Source organism: Alcanivorax nanhaiticus (assembly GCF_000756665.1).
Classification (GTDB): Bacteria; Pseudomonadota; Gammaproteobacteria; order Pseudomonadales; family Alcanivoracaceae; genus Alcanivorax; species Alcanivorax nanhaiticus.
In genome coordinates this window covers 317,889-332,462 of the sequence record NZ_ARXV01000004.1, presented here as the reverse complement: position 1 = coordinate 332,462, position 14,574 = coordinate 317,889, and the positions used below count along the sequence as shown (strand labels likewise).

The following is a 14,574-nucleotide window of genomic DNA, read 5'->3' as shown; positions in this document are numbered from 1 at the left end:
GAGCGTCGCTGGCGGTGCGAATAGAACAGTTTCGAGTCACGAGAAACGAGTTTCGAAAGTCAAAAAAATGTCGCTCCTATCTTGAGGTTTTCGTGACTCGTAACTCGTTACTCGCTTCTTTTCAAGGTTATAGCGGTACTGACGAGGCCCCGCGATAATGGTTTATTCCTGCAGCATCGGCGGCAGGTGCACGAACGGTTGTGTTTGTTCGAAGGCATGGCCGGCGGCAAGGACTCTGGCGTCGTCAAAGCGTGCGCCGACAATTTGCAGGCCCATGGGCAAGCCATTGCTGTTCAGGCCCATTGGCACAGACAGGGCGGGTTGCCCGGTCATGTTGAAGGGGTAGGTAAAGGGCGTCCATGTGGGCCAGCGGGTGCTGGGCCAGTCCACGGGCACCTCGCGATCAGTATCGAAGGCGGCGATGGGTAATGTGGGGGTGATCAGCAAATCGTACTTGGTGTGGAATACCGCCATGCGTTCGCTTACCGCCATGCGCTCGTTCATGGCACCCAGATAGTCGAGCATGCTGAGTTTTTCTGCCTTGCTGGCCACCTCCACCAGTGCCGGGTCCATTTGTTCTCGTTGTCGATCACCCAGGTCGCGCATGGCGTTGGCGGCACCGCTGTAGAACAGGTGACTGAATGCGGCCAGCGGATTACTGAACCCCGGGTCGGCTTCCGTGACGATGGCTCCCAACGCTTCGAAAACTTTAGCGGCTTCCTTGAAGGCGTTGACGATTTCGGCATCCACATCCACATAACCCAGATTGGGGCTCATGGCGATCCGCAGGCCTTTCATTGGCTGATGCAGCTCACGGACATAGTCGATGTTGCGGCGCGGAGCCGCCAGGCTGTCGCGAGGGTCCGCTTCGGTCATCACGTTCATCATCAGGGCGGCGTCGGCAACGGTACGCGTCATCGGGCCGGCGTGAGCCAGAGTGCCAAATGGACTGGCGGGCCAGTGTGGAACTTCGCTGAAAGTGGGTTTGTGGCCGACGATGCCGCAGAAACCGGCAGGAATACGGATGGAGCCGCCTGCGTCGGTACCCAGTGCCAGGGGAGCCATGCCGGCCGCCACTGCAGCGGAGCTGCCGCCACTACTGCCTCCGGCGGTTTTACTCGGGTCCCAGGGGTTGTTGGTCGGGCCGCAAAGGGGGCTGTCGGTGATCCCCTTCCAGCCAAACTCGGGGGTTGTGGTTTTACCAAGCGGGACATAGCCATGGCGCTCCAGAGCGGCTACCGCAGGAGAGCGCTTGTTGAGTGTGGACTCAGGATCGATAGTTTTCGACCCCTTCACTGTTGGCCACATGGGGGTGAGGAAGACATCCTTGACCGCAACCGGAACACCGTCAAGCAGCCCCTGTGGTTTGCCATCCTGATAGCGTTGCTCTGATTCCCGCGCCCATTGCAGCGTTGTCTCGCGGTCAATCAGGCACCAGGCATTCAGGGCATCATCGTGTTGCTCGATGTGATCCAGCAGGCTGGTGCAGACCTCCACCGGTGATAATGCACCGGCCTGGTAGGCAGTCTTGAGCGCTTGGGCGCTCATGGTCAGTAATTCCTTGCTCATCGGCATCCCTCCTGGTTTGACGCTACACCTGATTCAGCCGGGGCAGTGAAAAAACCACTGTCCTTCTGGTTCAGGCATTACTTACATAGCCATGTTCCTTGCTGACAGGATTATTCAGGGGCTCGCCTTGCTGCCAGCGTTGAAAGTTATCGACAAACTGTTGGCCCAATGCAGCGCGCCAGCCGATGAAGTCCCCGGCCATGTGGGCAGAGATCATTACGTTGGGCTGATCCCAAAGGGGGTGATCGGCGGGCAGGGGCTCTTCCTCGAACACATCCAGAGCCGCGCCGCCAAGCCGTCCGCTCTGAAGCGCAGCCAGTAATGCCTCAGTCTGAACAATCGGCCCACGGCCCACATTCACCAGTATGGCTCCGGGCTTCATGCGTAAAAACTGGTCGGGATCAAACAGTCCCTCAGTGTCGGGTGTCAGCGGGGCGGTGATAATGACCGCGTCTGCTTCCGGAAGCAGATCCGGCAGTGCCTGTTGGGCGAACACTTTCTCAAAGGCTGCATCTTCCCGTGCATTGCGTGCGGTACCTAGCACATGAACGCCGAGCGCGCGGAGCAGGGTGGCAACTTCACGCCCGATAGAGCCTGCCCCGACCACAACGGCACGGCTATCGCGCAGCAAGCGGGTTTCACGATGCTGCCAGCGGTGTGTCTTCATCAGCGCAAGATTGGTCAGAGAGTCCTTGGCAAACATCAGCAAGGCTCCCAGCACGTATTCAGCAATGCCACGATCAAAAATGCCGCGGGCGTTGGTGACGACAATGTCGCTGTTGCGAATCGGGTCGATCATCAAGGCATCCACCCCGGCGCTGGTGGCATGCACCCAGCGCACAGGACAATTATTCGGCCACACTTCGGCCAGCATCTCGGTACGAAAATCGGTAACCACCAGTACGTCGCTGACGGGGAGCGCTGCTTCCAGTTCGGCACGCGTCCGCGCCTCACGCACCTCGGCCTGACCGGAAAGGGAATCCAGGCCGGGCAGGCTGGGTTCGTCTTCAGCGAGCAGGACGGTGATGGTGGGTTGTGTCATTGGTACTCCTTGGTTTCTGTTGCAAGTTTCCTGTCGAAAGTTACAACGCGGATTAACGACAGGGGGCTTCCGGCTCAGAGTCCGCGACCAAATTATGGTCGCGGCGAGGACGCTTGAATCCCTGTGATGCTCAAGCGCGTTGCAACTTGAAACTTGTCACTTGCAACTCAGGTTTCTTTCAAAGCGGCTTCGAACAGACCCACGGCCTTTTCTATCTCCGCTTCGGTCACGGTGAGCGGTGGCAACCATCGCACGACCTGCCCCTGGCTACCACAACGCAGCATCAGCATCCCGTTCTGTTCGCAATGCTTGAGGATGCGCGCTGCACGATCGCCGTCGGGTTTATGAGGGGCGCTGACCATTTCTACGCCCAGCATCAGGCCGGCACCACGAATCTCGTCGATGCCGTCATGATTTGCCCGCAGTCCTTCCAGATGATTGCGAAGTTGGTTGCCGAGTTTTTCTGCCCGGGCAACCAGCTGTTCTTCTTCAATTACATCCAGTGTGGCCAGTGCAGCTGCACAGGCGACCGCATTGGCGCCATAGGTGCCGCCCTGGGAACCGGGGTAGCCGTGATTCATCAGTTCCTTGCTGGCGGCAATGGCAGAGAGTGGATAGCCACTGGCCAACCCTTTGGCGGTGATAATCATGTCCGGTTTCACGCCGTAATGTTCATGGCTCCAGAACTTGCCGGTACGTCCGTAGCCGGCCTGGATTTCATCAGCGATCAGCAGGATGCCATGCTTGTCACAGCGTTCGCGCAGGCCTTTCATGAAGGTCTCTGTGGCCGGGTAGTAGCCGTACTCACCCTGCACGGGTTCGATGATCATGGCCGCAGTGTCCGCCGGATTACACTCGGTGGCAAAGATATGATCCAGCTCATGCAGGCAGGCCGCCACGCACTCGTCCATGTCCTGGTTGTAGCGGTAGGCATGAGGGAAGGGCGCGATGCTGACCCCTGCCATGAGGGGCTGCCATCCGGTGCGGACCTTGCTGGTGGAGGTGGTCAGCGACGCTGCCGCCAGGGTGCGACCATGGAAGCCGCCCCTGAACGCGATTAGATTGGTGCGTCCGGTCGCTTGCCGCGCGAGTCTCACTGCCGCTTCCACGGATTCACTGCCAGAGTTGGAAAAAGCCACCGCATCCAGGCCTTGTGGAAGGTGGTGATAGAGGCGATCTGTCAATGCCAGCATATTGGGATGGGTGACGGTGGCGTACTGGGCATGCACCAGTTTGGCGACTTGTTGCTGGGTTGCTGCCACGACTTTGGGGTGGCAATGACCGGTGGCCGTTACGCCGATGCCTGATGTGAAATCCAGCCAGCGATTGCCGTCCTTGTCATAGAGCCAGCTTCCTTCGCCGCGCTCCGCACAAATGCCGCTGGACTGTACCAGCAGGGGGGACAGATGACTCATGGCGCCTCCTTTCTGTCGCGTATTGGCGGCGGGGTTATCCCGCAGCCAGTCGTTGACTCAGTCGTTGCCCGGTTTCTCTTGTTCCCGAGAAAGCGTATTTCAGATCCTCTGCAATCAGATCATGCAGATGTTGTGCCGCATTGCCGATGGCGGGATGTTTGTGGGCCAGATAATCCAGCAACATGGCCAGGCTCATCAAGGTAGCTCTGGGGTCGGCCATGTTGCGACCTGCAATATCCGGGGCACTGCCGTGTACAGGCTCAAACAGGGCAGGAATGCGTGCATCCGCCGGATTGAGGTTGGCGGAGGGTGCCAGGCCCGGGCCGCCACACAGTACCGCGGCCAGATCGGTGAGGATGTCGCCGTGCAGGTTGCTGGCCACCACCACATCGAAACGCCAGGGGCATTGCACGAACTTCATGCAGGCGGCATCCACCAGCTCGTGGTGGGTATCCACATCGGGGTATTCCCGGGCAATGCGGGCAAAGGTTTCGGTGTAGAGATCGCCCCAGAAGGGTTGGGCATTTCGCTTGGTGATCAGGCAGACCTGGGCTTCTTTGCCGGTGGCAAAGTGGCGAGGCGTATGGCGAAGCGCGGCCCGCTGGCGGGCGCGATCAAAGGCGTGGCGGATTAATCGTTCGGTGGCACCTGCCGTAAAGACCTCCACTTGGGTGGCTACTTCGTTGGGGGTGCCGGCACGCAGCCGTCCGCCCTGATTACTGTACTCGCCCTCGCTGTTTTCCCGGATCACCAGCATGTCCACGTTATTGGCGCGGGAATCGGCAAGATACTGGGGGGCACCGGGTAGCCAGCGAGCGGGCCGTTCACAGGCCCACAGATTTAATTCCTTGCGAAGGGCCAGCAGGGGGGCGAGAGAGATGCTGTCGGAAAGCACATAGCGCTGCGGATCATCAATGGGGCCGGGATCACCCAGGGCGCCCAGCAGGATGGCATCGAACGCACGCAGCTGATCAACCCCGTCTTCCGGCATCATCTGCCCGTGCTGCTGGTGCCAGCTATGGGATGGCCAGGCAAAGGATTGTACCTCCACCGGCAGCTGAAAGCGCGATACCAGCCCGGCCAAAATCTCCGCGGTAACGGTCATGACCTCCGGGCCGATACCATCACCGGGAAGCAGTGCAATCTTCAGCGTTTGGGTCATCCATAACTCCTGTCAGCTGCGAGCTTCTAGCCATGAGCTTTAAACCGATCTTTGTCATCGGAGTCTGTGCGCGGGCACAGGACTTGAATCATGTATTTCCTGGATCGCGTAGCAGCTCATAGCTAGTAACTGCTTTTAACTCCCCATACACAGGTATTTCTCTTCCAGGTACTCGTCCATGCCCTGGTGGGAGCCTTCCCGGCCGAGGCCGGATTCCTTGACGCCACCGAATGGCGCGGCGGCATTGGAAATAATCCCTTCGTTAACACCGACCATGCCGCTTTCCAGCGCTTCCGCCACACGCCAACAGCGGTGGATGTTGTTGCTGTAAAAGTAGGCCGCCAGTCCATAGGGGGTATCGTTGGCGATGCGAATGGCTTCGTCTTCATCCTTGAAGGTGATCACGGCGGCTAGCGGACCGAAGGTCTCTTCGAGGCAAAGTTGGGCATTCTGGGTGACACCAGTGATCAGGGTGGGCTGTACAAAGCTGCCGCCCTTTTCGTGGCGTTGCCCTCCGGTTACCACCTTGGCGCCTTTGCCGAGCGCATCTTCAATGTGCTCGATAACCTTGTCAGCCGCTCCACGATTGATGAGGGCGGCCTGGGTGACGCCGTCTTCCAGGCCATCACCGATCTTCATGGCTTCGATAGCGGTCTTGAGTTTTTCCACGAAGGCGTCGTGGATGCTGTCCTGTACCAGAAAGCGGTTTACACACACGCAGGTCTGGCCGGTGTTGCGGAACTTGCTGGCCATGGCCCCTTCCACGGCCTTGTCCAGATCTGCATCGTCGAACACGATGAAGGGCGCATTGCCGCCGAGTTCCAGCGATACCTTTTGAATATGCTTGGCGCACTGGGCCATCAGCTTGCTGCCCACCTCGGTGGAACCGGTGAAGCTGAGTTTGCGCACGATGGTGGAGTCAGTCAGTGCGGTAGAGATGGCACCGGCGCTGCCGGTAATGACATTGAATACTCCGGCCGGAATGCCTGCGCGTGCTGCCAGCTCAGCCAGCGCGAGCGCAGAATAGGGTGTGGCGCTGGCCGGCTTGACCACCATGGTGCAGCCTGCTGCGAGTGCGGCACCGGCCTTGCGGGTGATCATGGAAGACGGGAAGTTCCAGGGGGTGATTGCGGCGGTGACGCCGATGGGTTGCTTGATGACCACGATACGCTGGCCCGGCTTGGCACCAGGGATGGTGTCGCCATAGGCGCGACGAGCCTCTTCGGAAAACCATTTCAGGAAGGACGCCGCATAGGCGATTTCCCCCTTGGCTTCAGCCAGCGGTTTGCCCTGCTCCAGTGTCATCAGGCGACCAAGATCGTCCTGATGCTGCATCATCAGGTCATGCCAGGCTTCCAGCAGATTGGCACGCTCGGCGGCGGTCTTGTCCCGCCAGGCAGGGAACGCCGCATTGGCAGCATCAATGGCCTTGCGAGTTTCTGCTTCGCCCATTCGTGGTGCGCTGCCCAGCGTTTCTTCTGTCGCCGGGTTGTCCACCTGAATGGTGCTGCCATCGTCTGCGTCACACCATTGTCCATTGATGTAACACTGCTCACGAAAGAGTGACTGATCCGACAGTTTTACTACGGTCATTCCGGGTCTCCTTGTTAGCTGCTGTCTTTCACGCTAGCAAAGGAGGCGCAGAAGTCCATGCCGAATTGCAAAAATCGGTTTGGGGTCTAAGGAAATCAGCTAAGAGCGATTAGCTGTGGGCTGTGAGAAAAAGCGGAAAAGCAGAAGCAGAAACACTGAAAAGGAAGGACGCTGCCAAAGAGGGCGATGGGGCGCGGCTCAAGAAGTGCAGGTTGGCACTTGGCTTGAGCCGCGTCGCAGCTAGACGCTCGTAGCTGCCTTTATCTCCGCAGGCCGTCGGTGAGGTGCGGTTTGATTTTTTGCAGCAGGCCCTTGAAGACTTTCGGGCTGCCGGCGACGACGCCGCCGCTTTCCAGGAATTTATGGCCACCGCTCAGGTCACCCACCAGGCCGCCGGCTTCGGTAATCAACAGGGCGCCAGCTGCCATGTCCCACTCGGCCAGGCCGAATTCGAAGAAGCCGTCCAGACGGCCGGCGGCCAGCCAGGCCAGATCCAGGGCGGCAGAGCCGGGGCGGCGCAGGCCGGCGGTGCTGGCGGCGATATCGGCGAACATGCCCAGGTAGGCATCCATAAAGGGGGCCTGGTCCTTACGGAACGGGAAACCGGTGCCGATCAGACAGCCTTCCAGGCCGGGGCGATTGGTGCAACGGATGCGGCGGCCGTTAAGGGCGGCACCACGGCCACGGCTGGCGGTGAATTCCTCGTCGCGGTTGGGATCATAGATCACCGCGTGTTCGACCTTGCCCTTGTACTTGAGGGCAATGGACACACAGAACTGGGGAAAGCCATGGATGAAGTTGGTGGTGCCATCGAGGGGATCGATGACCCACTGGTAATCGGCCCCTTCACCCTTGCCCTCGATAATGCCGGATTCCTCGGCGAGGATGCCGTGGTCCGGGTAGGCTTTCAGGAGGGTTTCGATAATGCGTTTTTCAGCCGCACGATCCACTTCGGTGACGAAGTCGTTCATGCCCTTCTTGGTGACAGATACCGGGTCACTGCTTTCCGCAGCACGTCGAATCAGGTTACCCGCGGTACGGGCGGCTCGCAGGGCGATATTCACTTGCGGCGCATGCATGCATCTGTCCTCAAAAAGAAATAGGGCTGTCAAAGAACGCCGGTGCGCAGGGTCAGGCCCTGGCCGGGGCGCGGATTGTAGCAGAGCCTGGGCCTGTTCACACTAATTCGGTGGCCCCTGTTGTGGCCCAAAATGCGCCAATCTAGGCGCGAGGCGAGATGTTTGGTGTCTCCAAATGAACGACGAGCAACAACGAGTGGCGCATTTTGGGCCACAACCCGAAGGGCTGGGCCCTTTTTCCGTCCAGCAGCCCCAACCGTTACTTATGTAGAGCCACTACACTGCGTACCGGTTGGAACTACTGGACAAAAAAATGACTCCAGCAGGGGCCATCGAATTAGTGTGAACAGGCCCTAAGCAGTCATTAATACAGTCCCATGATAACATTGCCATCTTTTACGACCAGACCTCTGTACAGGAACGCTGATGCTGGAAAATGTGCGTATCGTGATGGTGGAAACTACCCATCCCGGCAATATTGGGGCCGCTGCCCGGGCCATGAAGACCATGGGGTTGTCGGATCTGCGTCTGGTGCAGCCGCAGTCCTATCCCAGCGTAGAGGCGACGGCCCGGGCGTCCGGTGCCGGGGATGTGCTAGAAGCTGCCCAGGTATGCCAGAGCGTCGATGAGGCTCTGGAAGGGGCGACCCTGGTGATTGGTACCAGTGCCCGCCAGCGCCGTATTCCCTGGCCGTGTCTGACCCCGCGTCAGCTGGCCGCGCAGCTGTCCCACGAGCCGGAGGAAACCCGCATTGCGGTACTGTTCGGCCGCGAGGATCGGGGTCTCACCAACGACGAGCTGCGTCGCTGTAACTTGCACGTCAGTGTGCCCACCAACCCGGAATACGGGGTGTTGAATGTGGCCTCTGCGGTGCAGCTGATCAGCTATGAATTGCGTCTGGCCCTGCTCGGTGAGGACTTTGATCTGCAGGAATCCCGTTCCCGCAGGGAGGCAATGCCGTTGCCGGAAATGTTCTGGGATGAACCGCTGGCCACCAATGAGGCCGTTTCCGGTTTTCTGGATCATCTGGAAAACGTCATGGAGCAGAGTGGCTTTCTGAATCCCGAGCAGCCGGGGCAGGTCATGACCCGCATGCGACGTTTGTTTATGCGCGCCCGACCGGACAAAATGGAAATGAGCATTTTGCGCGGTGTGTTGGTGGCGCTGGAAAAAAAGATGAAGGAGGGCGGCAACCCGTAACGCATTCGGGGTTGTCGCATCCATAAGGGCTAAGGCCCGAGATGAGGTAGCTATGTTTGATCGAGTTCGCGAGGACATTGCGTCAGTGTTCCACCGGGACCCGGCGGCCCGTAACACCCTGGAGGTGTTGCTTAATTACCCCGGATTGCACGCGGTACTGTTCCACCGCCTGGCTCATGCCTTGTGGCGCCGCAATTTCAAACAGCTGGCACGGTTTGTGTCCACTTTTTCGCGCTGGCTCACCGGGATTGAGATTCACCCCGGTGCCCAGATTGGTCGGCGTTTCTTTATCGACCATGGCATGGGTGTAGTGATTGGGGAAACGGCCGAGATTGGCGATGACGTGACCCTGTATCACGGAGTGACACTGGGAGGTACCAGTTGGAGCAAGGGCAAGCGTCATCCCACTCTGGAAGATGGTGTGGTGGTGGGTGCCGGTGCCAAGGTGCTGGGCCCGTTTATCGTGCGCAAGAATGCCAAGATTGGTTCCAATTCTGTGGTCACCAAGGAAGTCCCTGAGGGCGCCACGGTGGTGGGGATTCCCGGTCGTGTTATCAACAAGCCGATGACCGAGAAAGAAAAGACTCGTCAGGAGATGGCAGAGAAAATCGGGTTCCAGGCCTATGGTGTCAGCAATGACATGCCTGACCCGGTGGCCGAAGCGATCCACCTGTTGCTGGATCACATGCATGCGGTGGACAACAAGCTGGATCGGGTATGCACCAACCTGAAGAAGCAGGGCATTCAGGGCTGTGATGAGAAATTGCCGGAGTTGAAGGATGAAGACTTTGAGCCGGTGAATGCTGGCGGCACTGATTAAATCAGTTAACAGTTAATAGTGAACAGTTAACAGCGAATAAAAAGGCCGCCCTCGGGGGCGGCCTTTTTGTTTGCGTGTTGCCTGAGGCGTGTTGCGTGCCGTGGCGCTTACACATTAAAGCGGAAGTGCACCACGTCGCCGTCCTTGACGATGTATTCCTTGCCTTCCAGACGCCATTTGCCGGCATCCTTGGCGCCGGACTCGCCGTTATACTCGACGTAATCGTCGTAGGCGGTGACTTCGGCGCGGATAAAGCCTTTCTCGAAATCGGTGTGGATCACCCCCGCGGCCTGGGGAGCGGTGGCGCCCACTTTCACGGTCCAGGCCCGGACCTCCTTCTTGCCGGCGGTGAAGTAGGTCTGCAGGCCGAGCAGGCTGAAGCCGGCACGGATTACCCGGTTGAGGCCGGGTTCTTCCATGCCCAGGTCAGCGAGGAAGTCGGCTTTTTCTTCGTCGTCCAGCTCGGCGATTTCGGATTCGATCTTGGCGCAGATCGGCACCACGGAAGAGTTCTCTTTCTCGGCCAGCTCGCGTACGGCATCCAGCAGAGCGTTGTCTTCGAAGCCGCCTTCGTCCACGTTGGCAATGTACATGGTCGGCTTAAGGGTCAGCAGGTTGAGGCTCTTGAGCGCTTTGCGCTCGTCGTCATTCAGTTCCACGGAGCGGGCAGGCTCGCCCTCGTTCAATGCGGGTAATACCTTGTCGAGAACAGGAAGGAGGCCTTTGGCATCCTTGTCCTGGCCCTTGGCGGCTTTGGTGGCACGCAGGTGGGCCTTTTCCACGGTATCCAGATCCGCCAGTGCCAGCTCGGTGTTGATCACGGCGATATCATCCAGTGGAGAGACCTTGCCGGCCACGTGGATGACGTTCTCGTCATCAAAGCAGCGCACCACATGGGCAATAGCATCGGTTTCACGGATATTGGCCAGGAACTTGTTACCCAGACCTTCGCCCTTGGACGCGCCTGCGACCAGGCCGGCGATATCCACGAACTCCATGGTGGCAGGCATGACCCGCTCGGGGCTGACAATGGCTTCCAGCTTGTTCAGCCGGGGGTCCGGTACCGGTACTACGCCGGTGTTGGGCTCAATGGTGCAGAACGGGAAGTTCTCGGCATCAATCCCCGCCTTGGTGAGCGCATTGAACAGGGTGGATTTACCCACGTTGGGCAGACCGACGATACCGCATTTGAAACCCATGACAGACCTCCATAATTCGAGGGCGCAATGCTACTCAACGCGGGCTGAAAAAGCGACCACCACAGGGCGGAAAGACTGGTTGCCGGCGGGACGAACGGGGTAGGCGCTGATGCCGATGTGTGCCCCGCAGGCTGGGCTAGACTGGCCTCTATCATGGCCGATTGATGACATTATGACGGACCGCATTCTCTACCAATTCCCGATCTCTCACTATTGTGAGAAGACCCGTTGGCAACTGGATTACAAGGGGCTCGATTTTCGGGTGAAAAACCTGCTGCCAGGGCCGCACCGGCTGCGCACCCGGTTGATGGCCAGGATCGACACTCTGCCGATCCTCCGGGATGGACGGCGTACGGTGGGGGATTCCACCAAGATTGCCTATTACCTTGAAAAGCACTATCCACAGCGATCCTTGCTGCCCGCCACCCCTGATCAGCGCGCCCGTGTGATTGAGCTGGAGCAGAAGTTTGATCGTCTTGGTGTGGATGTGCGCCGCTGGCTCTACGGACAGATTATTGATCGCCCTGAAGTGATGCAGGCCATGCTCGATCCGTACGGACTGCCTGGTGTTGTGCAATCGGTACTGTCGCCGGTGACTCGTGAAGGGGTGCGGCGTCTGTATCGTATTGAGCCGAAGGCTGTGATGCGCTCTGAGCAGCGGCTGGAAGAGGGGCTGCAGCTGCTGGAGCAAACGCTGAAAAAAGGCTCGGGCAAATACCTGGTAGGAGAGCGTCTCTCATTGGCGGATGTGGCCGCGGCCAGCCTGCTGGCTCCTCTGCTCAGCCCTGAGGGGACTCCCTGGGATATCTTCGATGAAAGCACTCTGAAACCTGCGCTACAGGTGCAACTGCAGAAACTGCGCGACCGCCCGGCGGGGCAGTGGGTGTTGGCCCGGTACGCGGGTGATCGATAATAGTGGGTTGCGAGTTGCGAGTTGCGAGTTGCGAGAAGCGAGAAGCGAGAAGCGAGAAGGTTGGAGGTGTTTGGGGGTGGATTTTCGAAACTCGTGACTCGTCACTCGCTTCTGATTCTAGGCCTTAAACCCGTTCAACTTGTTCATCGCCGTATTGAGATCGCCACGCAGTAAATCCGGGGTGTAATAGACCGCTTCGTCGATGGCGCGGTCGATCAGGTCCCGGTCTGCCTGCGAGGGTTTGTTCAGTACATGCGGGGTGACCAGTGCTGCCGAGCCGGGGTGGCCGATGCCCAACCGCAGTCGATAGAAGTCGCGGCTGTTGCCATGCTTGCTGATGATGTCACGCAGACCGTTATGGCCGCCGTGCCCTCCGCCTACTTTGAAGCGGGCGGTACCGGGAGGCAGGTCCAGCTCGTCGTGGGCGACGAGAATCTGCGAAACGGGAATCTTGAAGAAGTTCGCCAGAGCGGCGGTGGCCTGACCACTGCGGTTCATGAAGGTGGTCGGTACCAGCAGGCGGATGGTCTCACCTTCAAAGGTGAAAGTGCCGGTGAGGCCGAAATATTTCTTGTCTTCGGTAAGGTAGATGCCCTGGCGACGAGCCAGGGCATCTACATACCAGACGCCGGCATTGTGGCGGGTGTCTTCGTATTCGCGGCCTGGATTGCCCAGGCCCACGATCAGTCGAACAGGTTCCGCCACCGTGCGTCTTATTCTTCGCTAGCGGCTTCTTCGCCGGCTTCGTCGTCAGACTCGGAAGCTCGAACTTTCGGCGCGTGAATCGCTGCAACCGGCTGGTCATGATCTGCACCCAGCGCCAGCTGAGTCAGTTCAACACCTTTCGGCAGCTTCAGGTCGGACAGGTGAACGATGGCATTCAGCTCAACGTCGGTCATGTCCACTTCGATGAACTCGGGCAGATCCTGCGGCAGACAGCTCACTTCCACTTCGGAAATGTTGTGTTGGATCTCGCCACCCTGCTTCTTCACGCCTACGGAGGTAGCTTCGTTGATGAAGTGCAGCGGTACGTTCATGGTGATCTTGTGGGTCTTGTCCACACGCAGGAAGTCAGCGTGGGTGGGGAAGCCCTTGGCCGGGTTGCGCTGCAGGTCACGCAGTACAGCCTGTACTTCCTTGCCATCGATCTTGAGGGTCAGGATGTGGCTGTAGAAGGCTTCGTTTTCCAGGGCTTTCTTCAGTTCACGCAGCTCAACGCTGATCATCTGTGGCTCAGCTTCGCCACCGTAAACGATGCCAGGAACACGGTCTTGCAGACGACGCAGGCGGCGGCTCGCACCTTTCCCTGTATCGCTGCGGCTTTCTGCATTCAGCAGGAATTCATTGGACATGGTATGTCTCCAGTATGCTCTCGGGCTTCCCGCGACCAGGTCGGCCAGAGAGGTTAAATAATCCCACGGAGGATTCCGCGGGGGCGCGATTATGCATGAAAAGGACGCCGGATGCCAGACGCCTGATGCCCGATGCGCCCAAAAACAAAAACCCGCTCTAAAAGCGGGTTTCAGCGTCAGGCGTCAAGCATCTGGCCTTCGGCGTTCTATACCAGCTCCAGCCGGTCGAACATGGCGCTCAGGGATTCTTCATTGTTCACCCGGCGGATGGTCTCGGCCAGCATCGGAGCCAGGCTGAGGACGCGGATCTTGTCGCAGGCGCGGCCGGCTTCAGACAGCGGGATGGTGTCAGTGACCACAAGCTGGTCCAGCGAGCTGCCGGCGATGTTGTCGATGGCCGGGCCAGACAGTACCGGGTGAGTAATGTAGGCGTAGACTTTGGCGGCGCCATGCTCTTTCAGGGCGTCGGCGGCCTTGCACAGGGTGCCGGCGGTATCGACCATGTCGTCCACCAGGATACAGGTGCGGCCTTTGACTTCACCGATGATGTGCATGACCTGGGAGACATTGGCTTTGGGGCGGCGCTTGTCGATGATGGCCAGGTCGGCATCGTTAAGTTGCTTGGCCAGGGCGCGGGCACGGACTACGCCGCCCACGTCCGGGGACACTACCATCAGGTCGTCGTGTTTCTGGCGCTCGATGTCAGCCACGATCAGCGGGGTGGCGTAAACGTTGTCTACCGGAATGTCGAAGAAGCCCTGGATCTGGTCGGCGTGCAGGTCAACGGTTACTACGCGGTCGATACCCACGGTGGTGATCATGTCTGCCACCACTTTGGCAGTAATCGGCACTCGTGCGGAGCGCACGCGGCGATCCTGGCGGGCGTAACCAAAGTACGGCATCACGGCGGTAATACGGCCGGCGGAGGAGCGACGCAGGGCGTCGGCCATGACCAGCAGTTCCATGATGTTGTTATTGGTGGGGTTGCAGGTGGACTGGACGATGAATACGTCCTTGCCACGGACATTTTCCTGAATCTCGACGGCCACTTCGCCATCGCTGAAGGTGCCCACATCGGCGTTACCGATCGGCAGATTCAGGTGGTTGACCATCGCGCGGGCCAGTTCGGGGGTAGCATTACCGGTGAAAACGACGAGCTTGGACACTGGCGCCTCTCTTCGTGATGACCTGTCGTGTATTATCCGGCCCCGGGGAAGGGGTGGGGCCGGT

At 59.1% G+C, this 14,574-nt stretch carries 13 protein-coding genes; 3 read left to right on the top strand and 10 right to left on the bottom strand.

Annotation, left to right across the window (positions count from 1 at the left end):
- Positions 1–162 precede the first annotated feature (162 nt).
- The 6 genes from Y5S_RS07365 to Y5S_RS07340 form a co-directional block, all read right to left on the bottom strand.
- Positions 163–1,569, bottom strand: coding sequence for an amidase (locus tag Y5S_RS07365; RefSeq protein ID WP_035231763.1), 1,407 nt, complete (start codon positions 1,567–1,569; stop codon positions 163–165).
- Positions 1,570–1,639: 70 nt separating this feature from the next.
- Positions 1,640–2,611, bottom strand: a complete 972-nt coding sequence (locus Y5S_RS07360) for a D-2-hydroxyacid dehydrogenase (protein ID WP_035231759.1) — start codon at positions 2,609–2,611, stop codon at positions 1,640–1,642.
- A gap of 167 nt (positions 2,612–2,778) precedes the next feature.
- A complete protein-coding gene (locus tag Y5S_RS07355) occupies positions 2,779–4,026 on the bottom strand; it encodes an aspartate aminotransferase family protein (RefSeq protein WP_035231757.1) in 1,248 nt (415 codons plus the stop codon).
- 34 nt (positions 4,027–4,060) lie between these two features.
- Positions 4,061–5,188, bottom strand: coding sequence for an isocitrate/isopropylmalate dehydrogenase family protein (locus tag Y5S_RS07350; RefSeq protein WP_035231754.1), 1,128 nt, complete (start codon positions 5,186–5,188; stop codon positions 4,061–4,063).
- A gap of 135 nt (positions 5,189–5,323) precedes the next feature.
- Positions 5,324–6,781, bottom strand: a complete 1,458-nt coding sequence (locus tag Y5S_RS07345) for an NAD-dependent succinate-semialdehyde dehydrogenase (protein WP_035231751.1) — start codon at positions 6,779–6,781, stop codon at positions 5,324–5,326.
- Between the two features lie 260 nt (positions 6,782–7,041).
- Entirely contained in the window at positions 7,042–7,860 is an 819-nt protein-coding gene (locus tag Y5S_RS07340; protein ID WP_035231750.1) for an inositol monophosphatase family protein, read from the bottom strand.
- Positions 7,861–8,286: 426 nt separating this feature from the next.
- On the opposite strand from Y5S_RS07340, the gene Y5S_RS07335 reads away from it, so the two are divergent.
- Positions 8,287–9,060: an RNA methyltransferase gene (locus tag Y5S_RS07335; RefSeq protein WP_035231749.1), complete on the top strand. Its 774-nt coding sequence runs from the start codon at positions 8,287–8,289 to the stop codon at positions 9,058–9,060.
- Positions 9,061–9,112: 52 nt separating this feature from the next.
- Positions 9,113–9,880 carry a serine O-acetyltransferase gene (gene cysE, locus Y5S_RS07330; protein ID WP_035231747.1) on the top strand — a complete coding sequence of 256 codons (768 nt, stop codon included), beginning with the start codon at positions 9,113–9,115 and terminating at the stop codon, positions 9,878–9,880.
- Positions 9,881–9,987: 107 nt separating this feature from the next.
- Here cysE and ychF read toward each other — a convergent pair whose 3' ends face one another.
- Positions 9,988–11,079 (bottom strand): redox-regulated ATPase YchF, encoded by a 1,092-nt coding sequence (gene ychF / locus Y5S_RS07325; RefSeq protein ID WP_035231745.1) that lies wholly within the window; start codon positions 11,077–11,079, stop codon positions 9,988–9,990.
- A gap of 172 nt (positions 11,080–11,251) precedes the next feature.
- On the opposite strand from ychF, the gene Y5S_RS07320 reads away from it, so the two are divergent.
- A complete protein-coding gene (locus Y5S_RS07320) occupies positions 11,252–11,992 on the top strand; it encodes a glutathione S-transferase family protein (RefSeq protein ID WP_035231743.1) in 741 nt (246 codons plus the stop codon).
- Between the two features lie 117 nt (positions 11,993–12,109).
- On the opposite strand, the gene pth is transcribed toward Y5S_RS07320, so the two are convergent.
- The 3 genes from pth to Y5S_RS07305 form a co-directional block, all read right to left on the bottom strand.
- Positions 12,110–12,697 (bottom strand): aminoacyl-tRNA hydrolase, encoded by a 588-nt coding sequence (gene pth, locus Y5S_RS07315; protein ID WP_035231742.1) that lies wholly within the window; start codon positions 12,695–12,697, stop codon positions 12,110–12,112.
- An 8-nt stretch (positions 12,698–12,705) separates the two neighbouring features.
- Positions 12,706–13,344, bottom strand: a complete 639-nt coding sequence (locus Y5S_RS07310) for a 50S ribosomal protein L25/general stress protein Ctc (protein ID WP_035231740.1) — start codon at positions 13,342–13,344, stop codon at positions 12,706–12,708.
- Positions 13,345–13,550: 206 nt separating this feature from the next.
- Positions 13,551–14,510: a ribose-phosphate pyrophosphokinase gene (locus Y5S_RS07305; RefSeq protein ID WP_035231737.1), complete on the bottom strand. Its 960-nt coding sequence runs from the start codon at positions 14,508–14,510 to the stop codon at positions 13,551–13,553.
- Positions 14,511–14,574 lie beyond the last annotated feature (64 nt).

Excerpts from the sequence above, each read along its gene's own strand:
- Y5S_RS07365 (WP_035231763.1), bottom strand. The coding sequence starts at position 1,569 with ATGAGCAAGGAATTACTGACCATGAGCGCCCAAGCGCTCAAGACTGCC.
- Y5S_RS07360 (WP_035231759.1), bottom strand. The coding sequence starts at position 2,611 with ATGACACAACCCACCATCACCGTCCTGCTCGCTGAAGACGAACCCAGC.
- Y5S_RS07355 (WP_035231757.1), bottom strand. The coding sequence starts at position 4,026 with ATGAGTCATCTGTCCCCCCTGCTGGTACAGTCCAGCGGCATTTGTGCG.
- Y5S_RS07350 (WP_035231754.1), bottom strand. The coding sequence starts at position 5,188 with ATGACCCAAACGCTGAAGATTGCACTGCTTCCCGGTGATGGTATCGGC.
- Y5S_RS07345 (WP_035231751.1), bottom strand. The coding sequence starts at position 6,781 with ATGACCGTAGTAAAACTGTCGGATCAGTCACTCTTTCGTGAGCAGTGT.
- Y5S_RS07340 (WP_035231750.1), bottom strand. The coding sequence starts at position 7,860 with ATGCATGCGCCGCAAGTGAATATCGCCCTGCGAGCCGCCCGTACCGCG.
- Y5S_RS07335 (WP_035231749.1), top strand. The coding sequence starts at position 8,287 with ATGCTGGAAAATGTGCGTATCGTGATGGTGGAAACTACCCATCCCGGC.
- cysE (WP_035231747.1), top strand. The coding sequence starts at position 9,113 with ATGTTTGATCGAGTTCGCGAGGACATTGCGTCAGTGTTCCACCGGGAC.
- ychF (WP_035231745.1), bottom strand. The coding sequence starts at position 11,079 with ATGGGTTTCAAATGCGGTATCGTCGGTCTGCCCAACGTGGGTAAATCC.
- Y5S_RS07320 (WP_035231743.1), top strand. The coding sequence starts at position 11,252 with ATGACGGACCGCATTCTCTACCAATTCCCGATCTCTCACTATTGTGAG.
- Y5S_RS07310 (WP_035231740.1), bottom strand. The coding sequence starts at position 13,344 with ATGTCCAATGAATTCCTGCTGAATGCAGAAAGCCGCAGCGATACAGGG.